A 23,826-nucleotide genomic window follows, 5' to 3' on the forward strand; every position below is an offset into this window, starting at 1 on the left:
CGCCGTGTTCGAACTGCTGCGACAACATCCGTTTGCCCTGCTGCTGGTGCTGGCGCTGCATGGCGTGCTGTTCGCGGCGCTGTTGCTGAACGTCAACCTTGCGCCGGACAGCCGTTCCGGGGAGCCCCTGGAGATCACGACCGGCGACGAGGTGGAAGTGGTTCAGGCCGAGGCGGTCGACGCCGAGACCTTCGACCGCATCCAGCATGAACGCGAAGTCGCGGAGCAGGAGGCGATCGCCGAGGCCCTGCGCGAGGAAGAGGAACGCCGCCGCGCCGAGGAACAGCAGCGGCTGGAAGAACAGCGCCGGCGCGAGGCCGAGGAGCAGGCCCGACGCGAGGCACTGGAAGAGGCGGAACGGGCGCGGCGGCAGGCACAGGAAGAAGCCGAACGTCTGGAGCGCGAGCGCGAGGCCGCTGAACAGGCCCGGCGCGAGGCGGAAGCGGAACGCGAGCGCGCGGAGCAGGAACGGCGCGAACGCGAGGAGGCCGAACGTCAGGCCCGCGAGGAACAGGAGCGTCGCGAGCAGGAGGAGGCCGAACGCAGGGCACGCGAGGAAGCCGAGCGGCGTGCCGAAGCCGAGCGCGAACTCGAGGAGCAGCGCCGGCGCGAACGCATGGAAGAGGAGATGCAGCGCATGGCCGAGGCCGCGGAACGGCGCGAGGCGGCGCAGGCGGCCGCCGAACGCCGCGAGGCGATCGAGGAGTGGCAGGCACAGGCCAGCGCGGTGGTCCAGCGCCGCTGGCGCGAACCCGCGGACGTCAGCGCGTCGGACCGGGCGACGGTGCACGTGCGGGTCAACGAGACCGGGCGTATCATCAGTTTCGAGGTGGAGCGCTGCGCCGGAGGGCCGGCCTTCTGCGCGTCCGTGGAGGAGGCGATCGAGCGCCTGCGTGCCCTGCCGGAGCCGCCGGATGCCGACGCCGCGGCGCGCGGAGTCCGGATCCAGTTCGAACCGCAGTGACGGTGAGGTTTCAATGGCATTGCAGGCACCAATGATGAAAAAGATGTTGCGGCCCCTGACGGGCCTGCTCGGGATTGCCCTGATGCTGGGGGCCTCCCAGGCGCACGCGGTGCTGGAGGTCACGGTGACCGAGGGCGTGTCGGGGGCGATCCCGGTAGCCGTGGCGCCGTTCGAGTGGCGCGGCGAAGGTGAGCCGGAGACCCGCATGAGCGGGATCCTGGGGGACAATCTGCATCGCAGCGGGTTGTTCGAGGTGCTGCGCGAAGACCTGCCTTCGGGGGCCACCGGGCCTGCGGACTTCATTCCGGAGCCCTGGGGTGCGGCCGGGGCCGAGTACGTGGTGGTCGGCAGCAAGCGCCCGGACGGCGACCGTGTGGTGGTGGATTTCCATGTGTTCGACGTGCTTGCCGAGGAACGCCTCGGCGGCTGGCGCATCCCGGTGCCGGCCGACATGCTGCGGCGCGGCGGGCACCGGGTGTCGGATCTCGTGTTCGAGGCCATCACCGGTGATCCGGGCGCGTTCAGTGCGCGCATCGCCTTCGTCCAGGTGCAGCGCGACGGCGACGGCCGCGAGTTCCGGCTGCAGGTGGCCGACTCCGACGGCGCGAATCCGCGCACCCTGTACCGCTCGTCGGATCCGGTGATGTCTCCGGCCTGGTCGCCGGATGGCAACGAACTGGTGTATGTGTCGTTCGAGAACCGCCAGTCCGAGGTCTTCCGCCACGACGTGCGCAGCGGCGAGCGGGTGAGCCTGGCCCGGTTCCGGGGAATCAACAGTGCGCCGGCGTGGTCGCCGGACGGACGCTACCTGGCGCTGAGCCTCTCGCGCGACGGCAGTCCCAATATCTATCGGCTGGATCTGCAGAGCGGGGACCTGGAGCAGCTGACGCGGTCCTCCGCGATCGAGACCGAGCCGGCGTGGTCGCCGGACGGCGGGACCATCTATTTCACCTCCGACCGTGCCGGGGCACCGCAGATCTACCGCATGGACGCCGACGGCGGGGATGTCCGGCGGCTGACCTTCGAGAGCGGATATGCGGCGGGTGTCACGGTGTCCCCGGACGGTGATTCGGTAGTGTACGTGGAGGGGGGCGATGGCGGCTTCCGTCTGGCCCGCCTGGATCTCGGCGACCGTCGTGTCACGCGACTGACCGATTCCGGTAATGCCGAATCCCCGAGCTTTGCTCCCAACGGCAGCATGATTCTGTACGCCATCAGCGAAGGCACTCGTGGCGTCCTGGGCTCGGTGAGCCGGGATGGCCGGGTACACCAGCGGCTGGAGGGCCGGGACGGCGAGGTGCGTGAACCGGCCTGGTCGCCACTCGGCGAATAATGAGGGTCTGCCCGGATTCTTTGATGATTGACAACACCCTGAGGAAACAAACGATGAACCACCTGATTCGCTGGGGCATTCTGGCCCTTGTCGTGGGCTCGCTGGTGGCCTGCGCCCAGCCGGTGCGCGATGCCGAGGATCCGGCCGAGCGTGAGGCACGTGAGGCGGCCGAAGCCGAAACCGAGGCCGAGCGTGAGGCCCGCGAGCGGCGCGAGCGCGAGGCACGCGGGCTGGGCGAGGACCGGCGCCTGGACGCCGCGGCGCTGGATGACCCGGACAGCCTGCTGGCCGAGCGTTTGGTGTATTTCGAATTCGACCGTGACGAGGTGAAGCGCGAGTACGAGGAGATGCTGGAGGCGCATGCCGAGTATCTCGCGGCCAACCCCGGTGCGCGGCTGCGTCTGGAAGGGCATACCGACGAACGGGGTACCCGTGAGTACAACCTGGGGCTGGGCGAGCGCCGTGCGCAGTCCGTGCGTCGGGTGCTGAACCTCAACGGGGCCGAGGACGAGCAGATCGAGGTCGTCAGCTACGGCGAGGAGATGCCGGTGGCCTTCGAACAGACCGAAGAGGCCTGGGCGCAGAACCGGCGCGTGGAACTGGTATACGACCGTCGGCAGTGATGATGGTGATGGATACGCGTCCCATGCAGGCGATTCGGCGGCGGGCCGGGCAGCGTTTCCCGCAGGGTGCCCTTCGGGGCGCCCTGCTGGCCGGGATGCTTCCGGCGCTGCTGCTGGCCGGCCCCCCGGTGCTGGCGCAGGAAGACGGCATCGTGGCGACGCAGTCGCAGGTGCGCGAGCTGGACCGCCGGCTGGATCGCATCGAGCGCAGGCTGGATTCCAGTGCGCTGGCGGACATGCTGCGCGGCGTCGAGGAGATGCAGCGGGATCTGCGCAATCTGCGCGGAGAAGTCGATACCCTGAATCACCGCCTTGACCGCCTGGAAGAGCGCCAGCGGGACCAGTTTGCTCATCTGGACGAGCGGCTGGCGACGCTGGAGGCCGGAGGCGTCGCCAGCGAAGGCGAGGCGCCGCAAGAAGAAGTGGTGGATTTCGATCTGCCGGACGCGGGCGAGCAGGAGGCCTACCAGGAGGCCTTCTCGGTCCTGATGGACGGGGATTATGCCGGGGCGATCCGGCAGCTGGAGGCGTTCATCGAGCGGTTCCCGGACGGGGATTTTGCCGCCAACGCCTGGTACTGGCTGGCCGAAGCCAAATACGCCAGTGGCGATTTCGAGGCCGCGCTGGAAGACTTCGAGCGGTTGCGTGAGCAGTTCCCGGAGAGTGACAAGCAGGGCGATGCCCTGCTGAAGATCGGTTACTCGCATTACGAGCTCGAGGATTTCGAGGCCGCAAGCGAGGCGCTGGAACAGGTGCGCGAGGAATACGGCGGCACCACGCTGGATCGCCTCGCGCGCGAACGCCTGCAGCGGATGGATGGCTCGTGAACGTGGAAGCACCGCTGCGCCGCGCCACGGCACCGGCCTCCGCGTCCGGGGGTGCACCCCGGCTGCGCCTGAGCGAGATGTTCGTTTCGCTGCAGGGCGAGGCCGCGCAGGTGGGCTGGCCCACGGTGTTCGTGCGCCTGACCGGCTGCCCGCTGCGCTGTCGCTGGTGTGACACCGAATACGCCTTCGAGGGCGGCGAGACCACCGACGTGGCCACGGTGCTGCAGCGGGTGACGGGCGAGGGGGTGCGCCACGTGTGTGTCACCGGGGGTGAGCCGCTGGCCCAGCCGGGCAGCCGTGCCCTGATCACGGGCCTGTGCGATGCCGGCCTGGCGGTCACGATCGAGACCTCCGGTGCCATGGACGTGAGCGACGTGGATCCGCGCGCCGGGCTGGTCATGGACTGGAAGGCACCCGCGTCCTGCGAGTCCGGGCGTAACCGGGCGGAAAACCTCGCGTATCTGGGGGAGGGCGACCAGCTGAAGTTCGTGCTCGCCAACCGGGCGGATTTCGAATGGGCGCGTGACGCCCTCTCCGGGATGGGCCTGGATTCGGCGGTGGAAGTCCTGTTTTCCCCGGTACATGGCGAGCTGGAGCCGCGGCTGCTGGCCGACTGGATCGTGGCCGAACGCCTGCCGGTGCGTTTTCAGATGCAGCTGCACAAGTGGCTGTGGGGCGACGAGCCGGGGCGTTGATGGCCACGGGGGCGAATGAACGCGCCGTGGTCCTGCTGTCGGGCGGACTGGACTCGGCCACCTGCCTGGCGCTGGTGCAGGAACAGGGGCTGGAATGTCACGCCCTGTCGGTCGACTACGGGCAGCGCCACGCCACCGAGCTGCAGGCGGCGCGGCGTGTGGCCGCGGCCGCCGGAGTGGCCGACCATCGCGTGGTCCGTGTCGACCTGACTGCCATTGGTGGCTCCGCGCTGACCGACTCGGCCATCGAGGTGCCCGAGGCCGGCGGCGAAGGTATCCCGGTGACCTACGTGCCGGCGCGCAACACCGTGTTTCTGTCGCTGGCACTGGGGTTTGCCGAGACCCTGGGCGCCCACCGCCTGGTGGTGGGCGCCAACGCGGTCGACTACTCCGGCTATCCCGATTGCCGCCCCGCGTTCATCGAGGCCTTTCAGTCCCTGGCGCGCGTTGCGACGGCCACCGGCGTGGAGGGCGCGCCATGGTCGGTGGAGGCCCCGCTGATGCATCTGAGCAAGGCGCAGATCATCCGCGAAGGGGCGCGTCTGGGCGTGGACTATTCGCTGACGGTGTCATGTTACCGGGCCGACGCGGACGGGCGCGCCTGTGGCACCTGCGATTCCTGCCGCCTGCGTGCCGACGGTTTTGCGGCGGCCGGGATCCCCGATCCCACCCGTTACGCCGGATGAGCCCCGGCCCCGGAAGATTCGCCCGGGGAAGCACGGAATGAAACCTCTCTCGATCTCGTCTGGTGGTCGATGTATGCTGCGCGGCCCTGAACGGCGAAACCGGATACCTTGCTCCGGTCGGTCGTGCAGCCCGAGTGACAACTGATCAAGAGGGTTTGACGCATGGAATTCTCCAGCTTTTCCGCAGCCGCCACGGCGGTGCTGGTCGGGACGTTCATCCTCGCCTTCATCATGGGGGCGGTCGCCAACAAGACCAACTTCTGCACCATGGGCGCGGTCTCCGACTGGGTGAACATGGGTGACACCGGGCGCATGCGCTCCTGGCTGCTGGCCATCGCCGTGGCCATGCTGGGCGTGAGCACCCTGGAATTCTTTGGCGTGCTGAGCGCCGAAGGTTCGTTTCCTCCCTATCGCATGGACAACCTGAACTGGCTCGGGCACGTGCTGGGCGGTTTCCTGTTCGGGATCGGCATGACCTACGGCTCGGGCTGCGGTAACAAGACCCTGGTGCGCGTGGGCGGCGGCAACATCAAGTCGGTGATGGTGATGGTCCTGATCGGCATCGTCGCCTACTTCCTGCTGAGCACGCAGTCGGTGTTCGGCACCGGCGAGACCCTCAATCAGCTGCTGTTCGGCTGGATGGACGCCACCGCGATCACGCTGTCCGGCGGCCAGGATCTTGGCTCGATCGTCGCGGGCGATGCCGACGGCACCGCGCGTCTGGTGCTGGGCCTGGTCATCGGCGTGCTGCTGCTGGCGCTGATCTTCAAGGCGGCGGACTTCCGCAAGAGCTTCGACAACATCCTGGGCGGGCTGGTGATCGGCCTGGTGGTGATCGGTGCCTGGTGGCTGACCAGCAACGTGCAGGTCGCCGACGAGATGGGTGACACCTACACCCCGACGGCCTATCTGGCCGACTGGGATTTCCTGGGCGAGCCCGGTGAAGAGCGCCCGGCCGACCAGGTGCGTTTCTGGAACAACCAGTCCTTCACCTTCATCGCGCCGATGGGCCAGAGCGCGGCCTACGTGAAGGAAGGCTTCGACAGCCGCTTCCTGTATTTCGGCGTGATGGCGCTGGCGGGCGTGATCCTGGGCTCGTTCTTCTGGTCGCTGGTGTCGCGCAGCTTCCGCATTGAGTGGTTCTCGTCCCTGCGTGATTTCTGGAACCACTTCGCCGGGGGCATCCTGATGGGCGTGGGCGGCATCCTCGCGATGGGCTGTACCGTGGGGCAGGCCATCACCGGGGTCTCCACGCTGGCGATCGGCGGGTTCCTGACCTTCATCTTCATCGTGTTCGGCGCGGCCCTGACCATGAAGATCCAGTACTACAAGATGGTCTACGAAGACGAAGCCAGCTTCGGCAAGGCGCTGATCACCTCGCTGGTGGACATGAAGCTCCTGCCGTCGAAGATGCGCAGCCTCGAAGCGATCTGATCGCCGGCGGGGCGGGAACCTTCTGCCCGGGCGGGCCGCGATCGCGGCCCGCCTTGCGTTTTGGTGACGGGGCCGTACACTACGCCCCCGTTGCAGATCACACGGGTCGTTAGCTCAGTTGGTAGAGCAGTGGACTTTTAATCCATTGGTCGTAGGTTCGAATCCTACACGACCCACCATCTCCCCGGTCCCGGACCGGCACAAGGCCCGTTCAGCGGGCCTTTTGTGTTTCCGGCATGCAGACACGCTACAATGTCGGGTTACGAAACCAACGGCGAAAGTGGCGGAACTGGTAGACGCGCTGGGTTTAGGTCCCAGTGGGGTAACACCCGTGAGAGTTCGAGTCTCTCCTTTCGCACCAGGAACCCCGTCCGGCCGCGAGACGACGGCCCCGCGCCCGGACACGACGATTTCCGAACCATTTGACGAGGCCCTCCATGCAAGTTTCCGTTGAAGCCACTGGCAACCTGGACCGCAAGATGACCGTCCAGGTCCCCTCCGAACGCGTCGACACCGAGGTCGACAACCGCCTGAAGAACCTCGCCAAGCGGGTCCGGCTCGACGGGTTCCGCCCGGGCAAGGTGCCGCTCAAGGTGGTGCGTCAGCGCTACGGGGCCGGGGTGTACCAGGAGGTGCTCAGCGAAGTCCTGCAGGAGAGTTACCGCGAGGCGGTGCAGCAGGAGGGCCTGGAGCCGGCCGGCAGCCCGAGCATCGAGCCGAAATCGGTGGAAAACGGTCAGCCGATCGAGTTCGAGGCGTCCTTTCAGGTCTTCCCGGAGATCGAGGTCGCCGACCTGTCCGGGGTCGAGATCGAACGCCCGGTGGCCGAAATCGGTGACGAGGACATCGATCGCGTGATCGACACCCTGCGCGAACAGCACAAGGAATGGCAGGCGGTCGAGCGTGCGGCGGCCTCGGGCGACCGCATCACCCTGGACTTCCTCGGCAAGCTCGACGGCGAGGCCTTCGAGGGCGGACAGGCCGAGGACTTTCAGGTGGAGATCGGCAGCGGGCGGCTGCTGGCGGAGTTCGAGAACCAGCTCGAAGGCGTGAAAACGGGCGAGGAAAAGACCATCGAGGTCACCTTCCCCGAGGATTACCCGGCGGAGGTCCTCAAGGGCCGGACCGCGACCTTCGATATCACGGTCAAGGCGGTGGAAGAGGCCCGGCTGCCCGCGGTCGACGCGGCCTTCGCGGAGAAATTCGGCATCGAGGACGGCTCGGTGGAGAAACTTCGCGAGGATGTGCGGTCCAACATGGAGCGGGAGCTGAATCAGGCTCTGAAGAGCAAGATCAAGCAGCAGGTCATGGATGCGCTGGTGGAACGCCACGGCTTCGACCTGCCGGATGCCCTGGTGAAATCCGAAATCAACCGCCTGCGCGAAGACGCCGAGAAGCGGTTCGGCGGGGCGGAGCAGACGCAGCCGCTGCCGGACAGCCTGTTCGAGGAAGAGGCGAAACGGCGGGTGCGCCTGGGCCTGGTGCTGCGGCATCTGATCGACGACAAGGGCTTCGAGGTGGATCGCGAGCGGGTCGAGCAGGAGCTCGACAACATGGCCGCGACCTACGAAGACCCCGAAGAGGTCAAGCAGTACTACCGCACGCAGCCCCAGGCCATGCAGAACCTGGAGTCCATCGTCCTGGAAGACCAGGTGGTGGACTGGGTGGTGGAACAGGGCAACGTCACCGACAAGCCCACCACCTTCCAGGACGTAATGAATCCGAACAAGGAGTCGAGCGAATGACGCACGACATGGGCGATCAGGGCGCGCAGCATACCCAGGGCCTGAACCTGGTGCCGATGGTGGTCGAGCAGACCGCCCGCGGCGAACGCGCCTATGACATCTACTCCCGGCTGCTGAAAGACCGGGTGATCTTCTGCGTGGGGCCGGTCGAGGACTACATGGCCAACGTGATCGTCGCGCAGATGCTGTTCCTGGAATCCGAGAATCCGGACAAGGAAATCAGCCTCTACATCAATTCGCCGGGTGGTGCGGTCACCGCCGGCATGGCGATCTACGACACCATGCAGTTCATCAAGCCGCAGGTGTCCACGCTTTGCGTGGGCCAGGCGGCGAGCATGGGGGCGGTGCTGCTGGCCGGCGGCGCCGAGGGCAAGCGCTACGCCCTGCCGCATTCGCGCGTGATGATCCACCAGCCCCTGGGCGGCTTCCAGGGTCAGGCGACGGACATCGACATCCATGCCCGCGAGATCCTCAAGATCAAGGAAGAACTCAACCGCGTGCTGGCGAAGCACACCGGTCAGACGGTGGAACAGATCGAGCAGGACACGGATCGCGACCGCTTCATGACCGCGGCCGAAGCGCAGGAATACGGCCTGGTCGACAACGTGCTGGCCGATCGTGCGGAAGCCGGCGAGAAAGCCGGATCCTGATGCCTAGACCGCACGAACACTTGGCTCGTTTGCACCGGTCGGTGAAACGGGGCATGTTCGAAAGGAATTGCAATCCAATCGAGGGCAACGGATGAGCGACGACAAGACCCCTCCCGCGGACGGCAAGCTGCTGTACTGCTCCTTCTGCGGGAAAAGCCAGCACGAGGTGCGCAAGCTGATCGCGGGACCCTCCGTGTTCATCTGCGATGAGTGCGTTGAGCTGTGCAACGACATCATCCGCGAGGAAATGCAGGAGGCCGGCCAGACCGAGCATGCCTCGCTGCCGCGGCCCCGTGAAATCCGGGACACCCTGGATGATTACGTAATCGGCCAGAACGACGCGAAGAAGATCCTCTCCGTCGCCGTCTACAACCATTACAAGCGCATGGAGGCGCGGGCCGGCAAGGATGAAGTGGAGCTGTCGAAGTCCAACATCCTGTTGATCGGCCCGACCGGATCCGGCAAGACCCTGCTGGCGGAGACCCTTGCGCGGGTGCTCAACGTCCCGTTCACCATCGCCGACGCGACCACCCTGACCGAGGCGGGCTACGTTGGCGAGGACGTCGAGAACATCATTCAGAAGCTGCTGCAGAAGTGCGATTACGACGTCGAGAAGGCCGAGAGCGGGATCGTCTACATCGACGAGATCGACAAGGTGTCGCGCAAGGCCGACAACCCCTCGATCACCCGTGATGTCTCGGGCGAGGGCGTGCAGCAGGCCCTGCTCAAGCTGATCGAGGGCACGACCGCCTCGATCCCGCCGCAGGGCGGACGCAAGCATCCGCAGCAGGAATTCCTGAACGTCGACACCAGCAACATCCTGTTCATCTGCGGTGGTGCCTTCTCCGGCCTGGACAAGGTGATCCAGCAGCGGGCGGAGAAAGGGACCGGCATCGGTTTTTCCGCGGCGCTGGCAAGCAAGGACGAGGACGCCTCCTCGGACCGCTGGCTGAAGCAGCTGGAGGCCGACGATCTGGTGCGTTACGGCCTGATCCCGGAATTCGTCGGGCGTCTGCCGGTGCAGGCGACCCTGGACGAGCTCGACGAGGATGCGCTGATCACGATCCTCACGCAGCCGAAGAACGCGCTGATCAAGCAGTATGCACGGCTGTTCGAGATGGAGGGTGTCGAACTGGAGTTCCGCGACGATGCACTGCACGCGATCGCCGCGAAGGCGCTGGAGCGCAAGACCGGTGCCCGCGGCCTGCGGACCATCCTGGAGAACATCCTGCTGGACACGATGTACGAACTGCCGTCCATGGAGGGGGTCACCAAGGTCGTGATCGACGAGGCGGTGATCCGCGGGGACGCCGAGCCCTACCTGATATACGACAACACCTCGTACACCCGGCAGGCCGCCGCGGACTCCTGAGCGGGAAACATCGGCCGGGCGACCCTTGAAAGCCGCGCGGGTCGCCCCCATTTCCCCCCTACATTCGCCCAGCCCTGAGGGGGCCACATGACCGACGACCGTCCTTCCCAGAACGAGGTGGAATCGCCCGTGAAGCGCGTTGCGGTGCTGCCGCTGCGCGATGTCGTGGTGTATCCGCACATGGTCATTCCGCTGTTCGTCGGGCGCGAGAAATCGATTCGCGCGCTGGATTCGGCGATGGCAGAGAACAAGCAGGTCCTCCTTGTCGCGCAGAAGAGCGCCGAGGTGGACGAACCCGACGCCGGGGATCTCCACGAGATCGGAACCCTCGGCAACATCCTGCAGCTGCTGCGCCTGCCCGACGGCACCATCAAGGTGCTGGTGGAAGGCGCGCAGCGTGCCCGCGTGATGGATGTCTCCACCACCGGGGATCCGGAGCAGGAAGAAGACTACTTCGTCTCCGACATCAAGCTGATCGACGAGGAATTCGATACCGAGGACAAGGAACTCGAGGTCCTCGGGCGCTCCGCGCTGAACCAGTTCGAGCAGTACATCAAGCTGAACAAGAAGGTCCCGCCCGAGATCCTGACCTCGCTGGCCGGGATCGACGACACCTCGCGCCTGGCCGACACCATCGCCGCGCACATGTCGCTGAAGCTCGAGGAGAAGCAGCAGGTCCTCGAGATCGCCAACGTGCGCGAGCGCCTGGAGCATCTGGTCGCCAAGATCGAGGGCGAGATGGACGTGCTGCAGATCGAGAAGAAGATCCGCGGCCGCGTGAAGCAGCAGATGGAGAAGTCCCAGCGCGAGTACTACCTGAATGAGCAGATGAAGGCCATTCAGAAGGAGCTGGGCGACCTCGAGGACGCACCCAACGAGCAGGAGGACCTGGCGGAAAAGATCGAAAACGCCGGGATGTCCGAAGAGGCGAAGAAGAAGGCGACCGCCGAGCTCAACAAGCTCAAGATGATGTCGCCGATGTCCGCCGAGGCCACGGTGGTGCGCAGCTACATCGACTGGCTGGTGTCGCTGCCGTGGAAGAAGAAGACCCGCGTCTCCAAGGATCTCAAGCGTGCCGAGAAGATCCTCAACGAGGATCACTACGGGCTGGAAGAGGTCAAGCAGCGCATCCTGGAATACCTCGCCGTGCAGTCGCGCGTGCGCAAGCTGAAGGGCCCGATCCTGTGTCTGGTGGGGCCGCCCGGCGTCGGCAAGACCTCGCTGGGGCAGTCCATCGCGCGGGCCACCAACCGCAAGTTCATGCGCATGGCGCTGGGCGGGGTACGCGACGAGGCCGAGATCCGCGGTCACCGGCGCACCTATATCGGGTCGCTTCCGGGCAAGATCATCCAGAACCTGTCCAAGGTCGGGGTGCGCAACCCGCTGTTCCTGCTCGACGAGATCGACAAGATGGCCATGGATTTCCGTGGCGATCCGGCCTCGGCGATGCTCGAGGTACTGGATCCGGAACAGAACCACACCTTCAGTGACCACTACCTGGAGGTGGACTTCGATCTCTCGGACGTGATGTTCGTGGCCACGGCCAACAGCATGCACATCCCCGGGCCGCTGCTGGACCGCATGGAAGTGATCCGCTTGTCCGGCTACACCGAGGACGAAAAGGTCAATATCGCGCACACCTACCTGATCCCCAAGCAGATCAAGACCAATGGTCTGAAGAAGGGCGAAATCAACATCTCCGATGCGGCGGTGCGCGACGTGGTCCGCTACTACACCCGCGAGGCCGGGGTGCGTGCGCTGGAGCGCGAGATCGCCAAGATCTGCCGCAAGGTGGTCAAGCAGCGCACCCTGTCGAAGGGCAGAGACGCCGACCGCATGACTTCGGTGACGCCGAAGACCCTGGACAAGTACCTGGGTGTCCGGCGCTACCGCTTCGGCCAGGCCGACGAGGCCGACCGGGTCGGCCAGGTTACCGGGCTGGCGTGGACCGAGGTGGGCGGTGAACTGCTGACCATTGAGGCCTCGGCGGTGCCCGGCAAGGGCAAGACCCAGCAAACCGGCAAGCTGGGGGACGTGATGCAGGAGTCCATCCACGCCGCGCTGACAGTGGTCCGGTCCCGCGCTGCCGCCCTCGGTCTGGAAGAGAATTTCCACGAGAACAAGGACCTCCACATCCACGTTCCCGAGGGGGCCACGCCCAAGGACGGACCGTCTGCAGGTATCGGTATGTGCACGGCCATCGTTTCCGCCCTGACCGACATCCCCGTGCGTGCCGATGTGGCCATGACCGGCGAGATCACCCTCCGCGGGCAGGTGCTGCCGATCGGCGGGCTCAAGGAGAAACTGCTGGCGGCGCATCGCGGGGGTATCCGTACGGTCCTGATCCCCGAGGAAAACGAGAAGGATCTGGTGGATATCCCGAAGAACATCAAGCAGAAGCTGGATATTCGCCCGGTGCGCTGGATCGACGAGGTGCTGGAAGTCGCCCTGGCCGAGATGCCGGAAGCCCGTACCGGCGAGCCGGCGGAGGGCGAGGAGCCCGCCGAAGAAGTCGTCTCCGGCAAGAAGAAACCGTCGCGGGGGCGTGGTCGAGTCCGGCATCACTGATCGGTCCGCACACCCGGGGGAGAGGGCCCGGGGGAGAGGGCTTTTGTCGAGCCGGTCGCAGGGAGCGGCGACCGGCGTTTGACACCATTTTCGCAGCCTTGCTATAACCCTGATCGCATTGTCCGGATCCGGCTGTCGAACCCATTCCCGTTCCCTGCACAGGCCGTGGCGGCATCGGCCCGGATTGTTGTAAGCTTGGCTCTGCCGGCTGCACGCCCGAGTCACCAAAACGATAAGGAACCGTTTCATGAATAAATCCGAATTGATCGACGCGATCGCCGCGGAAGCCGATGTTCCCAAGGCTCAGGCCGGCAAGGTGGTCGATGCCATGGTCAGCGTAATCGGGGATTCCCTTGCCAAGGGTGATCAGGTATCATTGGTTGGCTTCGGGACGTTCCTCGTCCGCGAACGTGAGGCGCGCACGGGGCGCAACCCGCGCACCGGCGAGACGATTCAGATCGCCGCGTCGAAAACGCCCGGTTTCAAGGCTGGCAAAGCGTTGAAGGATCGGGTAAACTAAAGAGCTTTACCGGGTGCTTAGCTCAGTTGGTAGAGCGTCGCCCTTACAAGGCGAATGTCGGCGGTTCGAATCCGTCAGCACCCACCAGGCGCAGACCTGCTTGATGCGGCTGCGCTGAAAAGAAAACGGAGCGGTAGTTCAGTTGGTTAGAATACCGGCCTGTCACGCCGGGGGTCGCGGGTTCGAGTCCCGTCCGCTCCGCCATATTTCGAAAGGCGCCCTCCGGGGCGCCTTTTTTGTTGGTGTGTCCGACAGACGGCGGAGGACGCGCCTGCTACCATTGATCTGTTTTCCCTGCTGAACCCGAACGGACAAAACCAGCATGCTGCAAGCAATTCGAGATCGGGCGACCGGCTGGCTCGCCTACGTAATCATCGGCCTGATCGCGGTCCCCTTCGCCCTGTGGGGCGTGGGCGAATACTTCGGCGGAGCCGGCGACATCGTGGCTGCCGAGGTCAACGGCGTGGACATCGATACCCGGTCCGTGCATCAGGAGGCGCGTGCCCAGCGGGATGAACTCCGCCGCATGTTCGGCGGCGAGATCCCGGACGAATTCGACGACGAGGGGATTCGGCTGCAGGCGCTGGAGAGCCTGATTCGCGAGACCCTGTTGCGTCAGGCGGCCGATGATCTCGGGTTTACCGCCGCCAGCGAATCCGTGCGTCGCGAGATCCGTGCGATGCCGGTGTTTCAGGAGGGCGGACAGTTCAGTCCCGAGCGCTATTCCCAGCTGCTGTCGGCTCAGCGCATCAGCCCCGCGGATTTCGAGGATGACATCGGTCGCTCGCTGGTGATGTCGCAGATCCAGACCGGGATTCGGGAGTCGGGTCGCTTCGACGAAGGCCTGGTGGACGAGTACGCCGCGCTGCGCAATCAGGTGCGCACGGTGAGCTGGCGGGTGTTCGCGGCGGAAGACTTCGATCGCCCCGGCGTGGTGGACGAGGACGCCGTTGAGGCGTACTACGAGGCGAATCCGGAGGAGTTCACGACCGAAGAGCGTCTGCGGGTGGAGTATCTTCAGCTCGATCCGGCATCGCTGGAAGAGGCCGTCGAGCTGAGCGAGGAAGACATCGAGGAGCACTACCGCGCCAACCGGTCGCGTTACGAGGAACCGGAACTGCGTGACGTCCGGGTCATTCGTCTGGCGGACGAGGACGACGCCGAGGCACGGATTGGCGAGCTGCGTCAGCGTATCGAGGACGGCGAGGATTTTGCGGAGCTTGCCGAGGAATACTCCGAGGATTCCCTGAGCGCGCCGCGGGGCGGACGCATGGGGGAGCTGGCCCGCGGGGATCTGGGATCGTCGACCCTGGAGACGGTGATCTTCAGTCTGCCCGAGGGGATGGTGAGCCAGCCGGTGCGGACCGATCAGGGCTGGTACATCATCCAGGTGACTGCGGTCGAGGATGCCCGCGCACAGCCGCTGGAGCAGGTGCGTGACGACGTGGAATCCGACCTGCGCGACCGGCGTGCCGAGCAGATGCAGATCGATGCACTGGACGACTTGATGTCGCTTACCGTCGAGTTTCCGGAAAGTCTGGAGCCCGCGGCCGAGGCGACCGGGCTGGAGATCCGCACGACCGACTGGTTCACCCGCGACTCGGGCAGCGGCATCGCGGACTCACGTTCCGTGCGCGATGCGGCCTTCGGCGAGCGGGTGCGCGAGCGCGGAGAGAACAGCGATGCCCTGGATCTTGATGATGGCTCGACGATCGTGCTGCGCGTGGCCGAACGGGAAGAGTCGGAGCTGCGTCCGCTGGCCGAGGTCGAGGACGAGATTCGGTCCCGGCTGCAGGCCGAAGCGGCCGCCGACGCGGCGCGCGAAGCCGGCGAGGCCCTGCTGGAAGACCTGCGCGAGGCTGACGACTGGGCGGCTGCCATCGAAGACGAGGGCAGCTGGACGCGCTCGCGCGAGCTGCGCCGGGATACCCGCGACGGTGACGTGCCGGACGGCCTGGTGGCACCGGTGTTCCGTCTGGCCGCACCCGAAGAGGACGGGCCGCGGCTGGCGGGCCTGACGCTGTCCGGCGGTGACTTTGCCGTGGTGGCCCTGGAGGCGGTGCAGGCCGGGGGCGTGCAGGAGGACCCGGCTCTGCGCCAGCAGGCCCGCGATCAGCTGCGCAACGCCTACGGCGGTGCCGAGATGCGTGCCTATCTGGCGTGGCTGGAGGCCGAGGCGGATATCCAGCGTTATCCGGAGAACCTGGAGTAGGGGAAGAGTCGGGCGGTACCAGGCCGCCCGGCCGCGCACAAAAAAGGCCCGGCCAGATGACTGGTCGGGCCTTTCTCGGTTCAGAGACCCGGCAGCCGGGCAGGCCGCCTAACTGTCCAGGCCGATCTCGTGCTGGCCGAGGCCCACGGTGTTGTAACCGGAGTCGACGTACATCACCTCACCGGTGATTCCCGAAGCCAGGTCGGAGCACAGGAATGCCCCGGCATTGCCAACCTGATCAATGGTGACGTTGCGCCGCAGCGGGGCGTTGCTCTCGACATGGTCGAGGATGCGCTTGAAATCCCCGATCCCGGATGCCGCGAGGGTGCGGATGGGACCGGCGGAGACGGCGTTCACGCGGGTGCCCTCCGGCCCGAGGGTGTAGGCCAGATAGCGGACATTCGCTTCGAGGCTCGCCTTCGCCAGACCCATCACGTTGTAGTTGGGCATGGATCGCTGGGCGCCCAGGTAGCTGAGCGTCAGGATAGAGGCATCGCGATCCTTCATCATCGCGCGTCCGGCCTTGGCGAAGGCCGCCAGCGAGTAGGAGCTGACATCATGCGCGGTGCGGAAGCCGTCGCGGGTCATGTTGTCGAGGAAATCGCCGTCCAGTTCCTCCTTGGGCGCATAGGCCACGGAGTGAACCAGAATGTCGACGCCGTCCCAGTAGTCGTCCAGGTGTTCGAAGACCTGTTCGATCTCTTCGTCACTCTCGACGTTGCAGGGGATCAGGATGTCCGAGTCGAAATCGGCGACCAGTTTTTCCACGCGGTCGCGCATCCGTTCGTTCTGATAGGTGAAGGCCAGCTCCGCGCCCTCCCGGTGCAGCGCCGCGGCGATGCCATAGGCGATGGAACGGTTGCTGGCGACCCCGACGACCAGGGCGCGCTTGCCGGTGAGAAAGCCCATGAAACTCTCCTTGCTGGTTTGATGCGATTGGCGTCGCGGACGCGTGTTTCCGGGATCATACCGATGTGCCCCGGGTCGGGCCAGCGCGTCAGGTGTCCACGCGGGCGACGGTCGCGTCGTCGTGATCGATGTGCAGGACCAGGGTCTCGCCGGCGCGGATGCGGTCCCCGTTAAGGCCGTTCCAGCGCCGCACGTCTTCCACCGAGACCTCGAAGCGCCGGGCGATGCCGGACAGCGAATCCCCCGGGCGGACCTCGTAGTGCACCGTGCCTTCATCGCCGTGTGCCGCCGCGACCTGGAGTACATCCCCGGGCTGCAGGGTGGTGTCGCGCCTGAGGTCGTTGACCCGGCGCAGTTCGCTCAGGCTCATGCCGGTGGACTGGCTGATGGTCCAGAGGCTGTCGCCGCGGCGGACTTCGTATTCCGTCAGTGAATCCGCATCGCCGGCCTCGGCGACGGCCGTGGCGGCCCCGGCGTCGTCCCCGCCCACCGGCAGGCGCAGGGTCTGGCCCGCGCGAATCAGGTCGCCATTGAGATCGTTCATCTGCCGTACGACCGCGACCTCGGTACCGGCGTCGCGTGCGATACGGCCGAGGTTGTCGCCCGCGCGCACGGTGTATTCGCGGAAACGCAGCAGCGGATCGTCGCCGTGTTCCGCCAGCGCGGTTTCCAGACGGTCCGCGGCTTCGGCCGGCACGAACAGGTGCCGCGCATGTTCGGGGTGCGTGGCGTGCCGGTGGTAGCCGGGGTTCAGGCGTTCCAGCTCGGCGCGGTCCAGATCGGCCATGTCCGCGACCAGGGCCAGATCCGCCTGACGTTCCGGGCGGACGATCTCGAGCGCCGGTTCGTTGGCCACGGGGGTCAGGGTCACGCCGTGTTCATCCGGCGCGCGGAACAGCTCGCGCAGGGCCAGCAGGCGGGGAACGTAGGCATGCGGTTCGGCCGGCAGGTCGAGGCTCCAGTAGTCGGTGTCGCGGCCCTGCGCGGCATTGGCCTCCATCGCCCGGCGGACGTTCCCCTGGCCCCAGTTGTAGGCGGCCAGGGCGAGGTACCAGTCGTCGAAGCGGGAATGCAGGTATTCGAGATAGTCGAGTGCCGCCAGGGTCGACTGGTAGACATCGCGCCGGCCGTCGTACCAGTCGTCGCGGTGCAGGTCGAAATGATCCCCGGTGGACGGTATGAACTGCCAGATCCCGGCGGCACGTCCGCTGGAGGTGGCTTCCGGGGCATAGCCGCTCTCCACGATGGGAAGCAGCAGGAGTTCCGCCGGCATGTCGCGAGCCTCGAGCTCCGACAGGATAAAATAGGCGAAGGGTTCGGCCCGCCGCGTGGAGAGTTCGATGATCCGCGGCTGATCGCGATAATGGTCGAGATAACGCTGGACGCGATCGTGGTCGAGTTCGTCGCTGAAACCGTAGTTCAGCCGGGCACGTTCCCACAGGTCGTCGGTTTCGGCGGCACGCTTTTCCGCCTTCTCGGCCTGGCGCTGCATGGCGGCTTCGACGTCTTCGGTGTCGTAGGTGCGCGCCTGTGGCGTACGCGCCTCGGCCGGACTCCCGGCACCGGTGTCGGCAGTATCCAGTGACCGCTCGCGGTCGTGTAGGCTACAACCGGAGAACAGGGCCACGGTAACGGCGAGGGCCAGCGGGCGAACGGGGACAGCGGGGCATCGAAGTTTCATGGGGACGAAGGATAAACCAGCCAACCCGGAGCACCAAGCACGGGCACGCGATTGCCTCGCCCGGTGGTATGCCCAGCCTCAGGGCCAGCGGGTGCGCGAGCGCCTGCTGGATCGCATGCGCCGCCACGCGACCGGGAGCCCGTTGAACGTTGCGGTGGAACTGGCGCCGGCGCCGTTGATGGATCCCGACGCCCCGGATCAGGCACGGGTGCTGCGCGTGGCGGATCCGGGGGCGCAGGTCCGGATCGATCCGGAGGCCTGGGCGCTGGAATCCGCCGGGGCGCGGATCATCGTGCTGGGCCATCCCTGCAGCTGGAGTCCGGAGCCGCAGGTGGTGGTCAACGAGGCGGCCCGGGTCCTGGAGCCCGAGGGGCATCTGTTCATGCTGGAGGCCAACCGGCTGCACGGCGATCCGGAAGCCGGCCTGCGCCCGTCCCCGCTGCCCGAGGGACTGCGCAGCGTACGCTATCGCGGGATGCTGGCGGCCGCCGGCCTGGAAGTGCTGGAGCAATGGAACCTCAGCGTGCTGCCGCCCGGCCTGTCGGTGGCCTGGCAGCGCCGGCTGGCACGCCTGGACCGCTGGGCTCTGCGTGGACTTCCCCCGCTGGCCGGGGTCATCCTGACCATCGCGCACAAGCGGGTGGAGGAGCCCCTGCGGCCGGCACGTGCGCTGCGCTTCGCGCCGCCGACGGGTGCTCCCGGCGCGGCCGTTTCGCGCGTATCATGCGCCGGCGAACGCGGCCGAACGAGGGACGGCAATGAGTGACGACGACGAGCAGGTGTACATCTATACCGACGGCGCCTGCCGCGGCAACCCCGGTCCCGGCGGCTGGGGGGCGGTGCTGCGCTACCGCGGGCACGAGCGCGAGCTGTACGGCAGCGAGGCCGAGACCACCAACAACCGCATGGAGCTGACCGCGGCCATCCGGGCGCTGGAGACCCTGCAGCGGCCCTGCCGGGTGGAGCTGGTCACCGATTCCAAGTACGTGAAGCAGGGCGTGACCGAATGGCTGCCCGGCTGGAAACGGCGCAACTGGCGCTCGGCCAGCGGCCAGCCGGTGAAGAACCGGGATCTTTGGGAGGCCCTGGATGCCGAGGCGGCGCGCCATTCGATCGAGTGGTACTGGGTCCGCGGCCACAGCGGGCACCCGGAGAACGAACGCGCCGACGAGCTGGCGAATGCCGGCATCGATGAACTCCTGAGCGGGGCGGCCAGCTGAGCCATCCGCGGGACGACCGAACTGAAGGGAACGCAACATGCGCCAGATCGTGCTGGACACCGAGACCACCGGCCTGGAACCGGCGGACGGGCACCGCATCATCGAGATCGGCTGTCTGGAGGTGGACAATCGCCGGCCGACCGGCCGGGTGTGGCATCACTATATCCAGCCGGACCGGGAGATCGATGCCGGTGCGGTGGCGGTGCACGGGATCGACAACGAGTTTCTCGCGGACAAGCCGCGTTTCGCCGATCTGGCCGGGGAATTCGTGGAGTTCGTGCGCGGGGCGGAACTGGTGATTCACAACGCCCCGTTCGACATCGGCTTCCTCGATCACGAGCTGGCGCTGCTGGGCGAGCAGGCGCCGGCGGGCTCCATCGGCGAGATCTGCGGGGTGCTGGATTCGCTGGTGCTGGCGCGGCGCATGCATCCGGGCAGCCGCAATTCGCTGGACGCGCTGTGCAAGCGTTACGGGGTGGATGCCTCGGACCGGACGCTGCACGGCGCGCTGCTGGACGCGGAGCTGCTCGCCGATGTCTACCTGGCGATGACCGGCGGGCAGGTGAGCCTGACCCTGGACAGCGACAGCGAGCAGGATGCGGGGGATCAGGCGCCGGCGCGGGCGCGGCGGTCGGGGCAGCCCCTGCCGGTCGTGGAGCCGTCGGCGGAGGAGGCGGCCGCCCATGCCGAGCTGCTGGCGGTGCTGGACGAGGCGGCCGGGGGTGCCTGCCGCTGGCGCGCGGCCCGCGAGTGAGGCCGCGTCAGCCGTTCTTCATGATGCGCGCGCGTTCGCGCTGCCAGTCCTTTTCCTTCTTGTCGGCGCGCTTGTCGTAGGACTTTTTGCCCTTGGCCAGGCCGATCTCCACTTTGGCCCGACCGCGTTTCCAGTACAGGGCCAGCGGGACCAGGGTGAAGCCGCGGCGTTCCACCGCACCGATCAGTCGGTTGATCTCGGAGCGGTGCAGCAGGAGCTTGCGCGTGCGGCTCGGATCCGGATTGATGTGCGTGGAGGCGGTGGGCAACGGAGTGAAATGGGCGCCGAACAGGTATGCCTCGCCGTTGCGCAGCAGGACATAGGCCTCGCTGATCTGTGCGCGGCCGGCCCGCAGCGACTTGACCTCCCAGCCCTCGAGGGCCAGCCCGGCTTCCAGCCGGTCCTCGATGTGGTAGTCGTGACGCGCGCGGCGGTTGAGCGCGATGGTACTGGAGCCGTCCCCGGCGGTTTTCTTCTTCTTGCCCATGGGGGCGGAGTGTACTCCAGGCGTCAACGTCGGGCATCCATGGACCGGCACTCAGTTGAGTGCCGGCCGGCCTTGGCTCACAATCCACGGGCAAAAACACGGAGATCCGCATGCCACCCACCGCATCGATCCATGGTCAATGGACCACCCGTCTGGCCTTCATCCTCGCGGCGACGGGCTCGGCCGTCGGGCTCGGGAATATCTGGCGTTTCCCCTACATCGCCGGCGAGAACGGCGGTGGCGCCTTCGTGCTGGTGTACCTGGGCTGCATATTGCTCATTGGCCTGCCGGTGATGATCGCCGAGATCATGCTGGGCCGTCGCGGGCGGCAGTCGCCGATCAACACCATGACCAGCCTGTCGCGCGAGGAAGGGGTGTCGGCCGGCTGGTCGTCCATCGGCTGGATCGGCGTGGTGACCGGTTTCCTGATCCTGTCGTTCTACTCGGTGGTCGCGGGCTGGGCCCTGTCGTACATCTTCAAGAGCGGGGCGGGTGGCTTTGTCGGCCTGGACGCCGGGGGCTCCGAGGCGATGTTCGACGGCATGCTGGCCTCCCCCGAGGCGCTGCTGGCCTGGCACACCATCTTCATGGTGATGGTGGGCATTGTGGTCGCGCGCGGGGTGCAGTCGGGGCTGGAGAAGGCCGTGACCATCCTCATGCCGCTGCTGTTCGTGATGCTGCTGGTGATGGTCGGCTACGCGGTGGTGCAGGGGAACTTCGCCGAGGGCCTGGCGTTCATGCTGGCGCCGGACTTCTCGGAGCTGTCCGCCAACGCGGTGCTGCTGGCCATGGGGCAGGCCTTCTTTACCCTGAGCCTGGGCATGGGCGCGATCATGATCTACGGCAGCTATCTGCAGAGCGACGCCTCCATCCCGCGCACCGCCGGGGTGGTCGTGGGGGCGGATACCCTGGTCGCGATCGTGGCCGGGCTGGCGATCTTCCCGATCGTGCTGGGCGCCGGACTGTCGCCGGGCGAGGGGCCGGGGCTGATCTTCGTGACCCTGCCGCTGGCCTTCGGCGAGATGCCCGGCGGGCTGATCTTCGGCACGGTGTTCTTCATCCTGTTGAGTTTCGCGGCCTGGACCTCGGCGATCTCGATCGCCGAGCCGGCCGTGGCCTGGCTGGTGGAAACCGTGGGCATGACGCGGGTGGCCGCGACCACGGTGCTGGCGATCGCGGCATGGACTCTGGGGCTCGCCGCGCTGCTGTCGCTCAACGTCTGGTCGGACTACACCCTGTTCGACATGGGCGTACTCGATTTCCTCGACTACCTGACCGCGAACATCCTGCTGCCGCTGGGCGGATTCCTGATTGCCGTGTTCGCCGGCTGGCGCATGACTCGCGGGTCGGTGAGTGCGGAGCTGGCGATGCGCTCCCCGGCGCTGTTCGGGCTGTGGTACTTCCTGGTGCGTTTCGTCGCGCCGGTCGCGATCCTGCTGGTGTTCCTGCGTGCGGTGGAGCTGATCTGATGGGCTCGAAGATCCAGCGTTCGGCCGACGTACCGCATTCGCGCGAACAGATGTTCGACCTGGTGGACGACATCGACGCCTACCCGGAATTCCTGCCGGGCTGTCGCAGCGCGTCCGCACGCAACCGGACCGAGACCCAGGTGGAGGGCACCATCGAGCTTGCCAAGGGGGCGCTGCACAAGTCCTTCACCACCCGCAACACGCTGCGGCGGCCGGAGTCCATCGACATCCGTCTGGTGAAGGGGCCGTTCCAGCGCCTGCACGGTACCTGGCGCTTCACCGAGCTGGAGGGCGGCGGCACGCGTATCTCGCTGGAGCTGGAATTCGAATTCGCCAGCCGGCTGATGTCGTTCGCCATCGGTCCGGTGTTCCACCAGATCGCCAACTCCCTGGTGGACGCCTTTGTCCGCCGGGCGCAGGAGGTGCACGGGAATGGCTGAGGCAGACGATGGTGGCGAGGGGCCGATGACGGTCGAGGTCGCCTATGCGCGGCCCGACCGTCAGGTGATCCTGTCGCTGGAGGTCTCGCCCGGAACGACCGTGGAGCAGGCGCTGCGCCAGTCCGAGATCGACCGGCAGTTTCCGGAGATCGATCTGGACAATGCGAAGGTCGGCATCTTCGGCAAGATTACCCGCCGCGATACCGTGCTGCGGCCGCGCGACCGGGTGGAGATCTACCGCCCGCTGATCGCCGACCCGAAAGAGGTGCGGCGCCAGCGTGCCGGCAAGGGCAAGACGAAAGAAAAGGGCGGGGAGGCGTGACCCCGGTGACGCGGCCCGCCCGTCTCCCTCAGTCGTCCATGTCCACCGGGTGGTCCTCCAGGGCGACCGGCTGCGGCACGTCGGAGTCGATGTAGGCGACCACGCCGTCCTGGAAATACACGCTCACGCGCTGGCGTTCGGTGGGGCCGATCCCCGGACGCCGGTAATAGACATAGTCCCAGCGGTCCTCGCTCTTGAAGGCCGCGTCCAGTTGCGGCGTCCCCAGCAGGAAACGCACCTGGCCGGGCGTCATGCCGGGCTGGACGCGCGCCACGTCGGTGGCGTCGATCACGTTGCCCTGCTGCACGTCGAGACGGAACTGGTTAAAGCCACTGCACGCGGTAAGCGTGCTTGCGGCGACCGCGATAGTAATGAGAATCTTGTACATCGAGCGCGCGGGACCTTGAACGAGTCTGGAAACGCGCATGGTACACCAAAGCATCCGGTGGCTCTCAATGCCCGGAGCCCGACGCGATGCAGGGATCGTGCATGGAAACGAGCAATCTCAAGAAGGCCGGTCTGAAAGTCACGCTGCCGCGGATGAAGATCCTGGAGATCCTGGATCAGTCGGAGACGCGGCACCTCACGGCCGAGGCGATCTACCGCGAGCTGCTGGATTCCGGCGAGGAGATCGGCCTGGCCACGGTGTATCGCGTGCTCACCCAGTTCGAGGCCGCGGGCCTGGTGTGCCGGCTGCATCTGGAAGGCAATCAGGCGGTATTCGAGCTGGAGCGTGGCGGTCATCACGACCACATCGTCTGCAACCAGTGCGGGCGGGTCGAGGAGTTCTACGACGAGACCATCGAGCAGCGCCAGCAGAAGATCGCCAGTGACCATGGGTTTTCGATCCGGGATCATGCCCTGGTGTTGTACGGCGACTGCAGCGACGAGGCCTGCCCTCGCCGCCCCGCCTGA

General features: G+C 66.6%; 24 protein-coding genes and 4 tRNA genes. 24 read left to right on the forward strand and 4 right to left on the reverse strand.

Translation table 11 applies throughout. From position 1 onward, the window contains the following. Positions 1–4 precede the first annotated feature (4 nt). The 17 genes from tolA to D893_RS07700 all read left to right on the forward strand — a co-directional run bounded on the left by tolA (position 5) and on the right by D893_RS07700 (position 15,629). Positions 5–964, forward strand: coding sequence for a cell envelope integrity protein TolA (gene tolA / locus D893_RS07620; protein WP_019569115.1), 960 nt, complete (start codon positions 5–7; stop codon positions 962–964). Between the two features lie 43 nt (positions 965–1,007). Beyond that, entirely contained in the window at positions 1,008–2,297 is a 1,290-nt protein-coding gene (gene tolB, locus D893_RS07625; protein ID WP_018946404.1) for a Tol-Pal system beta propeller repeat protein TolB, read from the forward strand. Positions 2,298–2,350: 53 nt separating this feature from the next. Next, positions 2,351–2,920 (forward strand): peptidoglycan-associated lipoprotein Pal, encoded by a 570-nt coding sequence (gene pal / locus D893_RS07630; RefSeq protein WP_018946403.1) that lies wholly within the window; start codon positions 2,351–2,353, stop codon positions 2,918–2,920. Further along, positions 2,920–3,747, forward strand: a complete 828-nt coding sequence (ybgF, locus tag D893_RS07635) for a tol-pal system protein YbgF (RefSeq protein WP_018946402.1) — start codon at positions 2,920–2,922, stop codon at positions 3,745–3,747. Before pal ends, ybgF begins: the two co-directional genes overlap by 1 nt. Positions 3,748–3,749: 2 nt before the next feature. After that, positions 3,750–4,442: a 7-carboxy-7-deazaguanine synthase QueE gene (gene queE / locus D893_RS07640; protein ID WP_110619508.1), complete on the forward strand. Its 693-nt coding sequence runs from the start codon at positions 3,750–3,752 to the stop codon at positions 4,440–4,442. Further along, positions 4,442–5,128, forward strand: coding sequence for a 7-cyano-7-deazaguanine synthase QueC (queC, locus tag D893_RS07645; RefSeq protein ID WP_018946400.1), 687 nt, complete (start codon positions 4,442–4,444; stop codon positions 5,126–5,128). Before queE ends, queC begins: the two co-directional genes overlap by 1 nt. A gap of 162 nt (positions 5,129–5,290) precedes the next feature. Then, the gene (locus D893_RS07650) at positions 5,291–6,562 is read left to right on the forward strand and encodes a YeeE/YedE family protein (RefSeq protein WP_018946399.1); all 1,272 of its coding nucleotides are present in this window, start codon (positions 5,291–5,293) and stop codon (positions 6,560–6,562) included. A gap of 103 nt (positions 6,563–6,665) precedes the next feature. Further along, positions 6,666–6,741: transfer RNA gene (locus tag D893_RS07655), tRNA-Lys, on the forward strand. A gap of 95 nt (positions 6,742–6,836) precedes the next feature. Then, positions 6,837–6,923: transfer RNA gene (locus D893_RS07660), tRNA-Leu, on the forward strand. Positions 6,924–6,999: 76 nt separating this feature from the next. Then, entirely contained in the window at positions 7,000–8,307 is a 1,308-nt protein-coding gene (tig, locus tag D893_RS07665; protein ID WP_018946398.1) for a trigger factor, read from the forward strand. Next, complete coding sequence (clpP, locus tag D893_RS07670; RefSeq protein ID WP_018946397.1) at positions 8,304–8,957, forward strand: ATP-dependent Clp endopeptidase proteolytic subunit ClpP; 654 nt, start codon at positions 8,304–8,306, stop codon at positions 8,955–8,957. Before tig ends, clpP begins: the two co-directional genes overlap by 4 nt. A gap of 91 nt (positions 8,958–9,048) precedes the next feature. Next, positions 9,049–10,329, forward strand: coding sequence for an ATP-dependent Clp protease ATP-binding subunit ClpX (gene clpX, locus D893_RS07675; protein ID WP_018946396.1), 1,281 nt, complete (start codon positions 9,049–9,051; stop codon positions 10,327–10,329). Between the two features lie 87 nt (positions 10,330–10,416). Beyond that, a complete protein-coding gene (gene lon / locus D893_RS07680; RefSeq protein WP_018946395.1) occupies positions 10,417–12,897 on the forward strand; it encodes an endopeptidase La in 2,481 nt (826 codons plus the stop codon). Positions 12,898–13,129: 232 nt separating this feature from the next. Then, on the forward strand, positions 13,130–13,417 hold the full coding sequence (locus D893_RS07685) for an HU family DNA-binding protein (RefSeq protein WP_255349426.1): 288 nt from the start codon (positions 13,130–13,132) through the stop codon (positions 13,415–13,417). Positions 13,418–13,428: 11 nt separating this feature from the next. Then, a tRNA-Val gene (locus tag D893_RS07690) sits at positions 13,429–13,504 on the forward strand. A 40-nt stretch (positions 13,505–13,544) separates the two neighbouring features. Next, positions 13,545–13,621: transfer RNA gene (locus D893_RS07695), tRNA-Asp, on the forward strand. Between the two features lie 118 nt (positions 13,622–13,739). Further along, positions 13,740–15,629, forward strand: coding sequence for a SurA N-terminal domain-containing protein (locus D893_RS07700; protein ID WP_110619485.1), 1,890 nt, complete (start codon positions 13,740–13,742; stop codon positions 15,627–15,629). A 108-nt stretch (positions 15,630–15,737) separates the two neighbouring features. Here D893_RS07700 and D893_RS07705 read toward each other — a convergent pair whose 3' ends face one another. Continuing rightward, the gene (locus tag D893_RS07705; RefSeq protein ID WP_018870002.1) at positions 15,738–16,538 is read right to left on the reverse strand and encodes an enoyl-ACP reductase; all 801 of its coding nucleotides are present in this window, start codon (positions 16,536–16,538) and stop codon (positions 15,738–15,740) included. An 88-nt stretch (positions 16,539–16,626) separates the two neighbouring features. Next, positions 16,627–18,219: a LysM peptidoglycan-binding domain-containing protein gene (locus D893_RS07710; RefSeq protein ID WP_168409934.1), complete on the reverse strand. Its 1,593-nt coding sequence runs from the start codon at positions 18,217–18,219 to the stop codon at positions 16,627–16,629. Between the two features lie 91 nt (positions 18,220–18,310). Here D893_RS07710 and D893_RS07715 point away from each other — a divergent pair, with 91 nt between their 5' ends. Genes D893_RS07715 through dnaQ form a run of 3 tightly spaced genes read left to right on the forward strand, consistent with a single transcriptional unit; the run spans position 18,311 to position 20,193 of the window. Continuing rightward, positions 18,311–18,985: a hypothetical protein gene (locus D893_RS07715; protein ID WP_018870000.1), complete on the forward strand. Its 675-nt coding sequence runs from the start codon at positions 18,311–18,313 to the stop codon at positions 18,983–18,985. Beyond that, the gene (rnhA, locus tag D893_RS07720; RefSeq protein ID WP_018946391.1) at positions 18,978–19,439 is read left to right on the forward strand and encodes a ribonuclease HI; all 462 of its coding nucleotides are present in this window, start codon (positions 18,978–18,980) and stop codon (positions 19,437–19,439) included. The genes D893_RS07715 and rnhA overlap by 8 nt, the downstream gene beginning before the upstream one ends. A gap of 37 nt (positions 19,440–19,476) precedes the next feature. Further along, on the forward strand, positions 19,477–20,193 hold the full coding sequence (gene dnaQ / locus D893_RS07725; RefSeq protein WP_018946390.1) for a DNA polymerase III subunit epsilon: 717 nt from the start codon (positions 19,477–19,479) through the stop codon (positions 20,191–20,193). Between the two features lie 7 nt (positions 20,194–20,200). On the opposite strand, the gene smpB is transcribed toward dnaQ, so the two are convergent. Next, a complete protein-coding gene (gene smpB, locus D893_RS07730) occupies positions 20,201–20,680 on the reverse strand; it encodes an SsrA-binding protein SmpB (RefSeq protein ID WP_024328995.1) in 480 nt (159 codons plus the stop codon). A gap of 110 nt (positions 20,681–20,790) precedes the next feature. Here smpB and D893_RS07735 point away from each other — a divergent pair, with 110 nt between their 5' ends. Genes D893_RS07735 through D893_RS07745 form a run of 3 tightly spaced genes read left to right on the forward strand, consistent with a single transcriptional unit; the run spans position 20,791 to position 22,911 of the window. Continuing rightward, positions 20,791–22,149, forward strand: a complete 1,359-nt coding sequence (locus tag D893_RS07735) for a sodium-dependent transporter (RefSeq protein ID WP_018946388.1) — start codon at positions 20,791–20,793, stop codon at positions 22,147–22,149. Further along, positions 22,149–22,589 carry a type II toxin-antitoxin system RatA family toxin gene (locus D893_RS07740; protein WP_018946387.1) on the forward strand — a complete coding sequence of 147 codons (441 nt, stop codon included), beginning with the start codon at positions 22,149–22,151 and terminating at the stop codon, positions 22,587–22,589. The genes D893_RS07735 and D893_RS07740 overlap by 1 nt, the downstream gene beginning before the upstream one ends. After that, a complete protein-coding gene (locus tag D893_RS07745) occupies positions 22,582–22,911 on the forward strand; it encodes an RnfH family protein (protein WP_019589306.1) in 330 nt (109 codons plus the stop codon). The genes D893_RS07740 and D893_RS07745 overlap by 8 nt, the downstream gene beginning before the upstream one ends. A 28-nt stretch (positions 22,912–22,939) precedes the next feature. On the opposite strand, the gene bamE is transcribed toward D893_RS07745, so the two are convergent. Next, positions 22,940–23,299 (reverse strand): outer membrane protein assembly factor BamE, encoded by a 360-nt coding sequence (bamE, locus tag D893_RS07750; RefSeq protein WP_018869993.1) that lies wholly within the window; start codon positions 23,297–23,299, stop codon positions 22,940–22,942. Positions 23,300–23,400: 101 nt separating this feature from the next. On the opposite strand from bamE, the gene fur reads away from it, so the two are divergent. Beyond that, positions 23,401–23,826, forward strand: coding sequence for a ferric iron uptake transcriptional regulator (fur, locus tag D893_RS07755; RefSeq protein WP_018946385.1), 426 nt, complete (start codon positions 23,401–23,403; stop codon positions 23,824–23,826).

The sequence above is a fragment of the Thioalkalivibrio sp. ALE21 genome (assembly GCF_003208255.1).
In the GTDB taxonomy this organism is placed as follows: domain Bacteria; phylum Pseudomonadota; class Gammaproteobacteria; order Ectothiorhodospirales; family Ectothiorhodospiraceae; genus Thioalkalivibrio; species Thioalkalivibrio halophilus.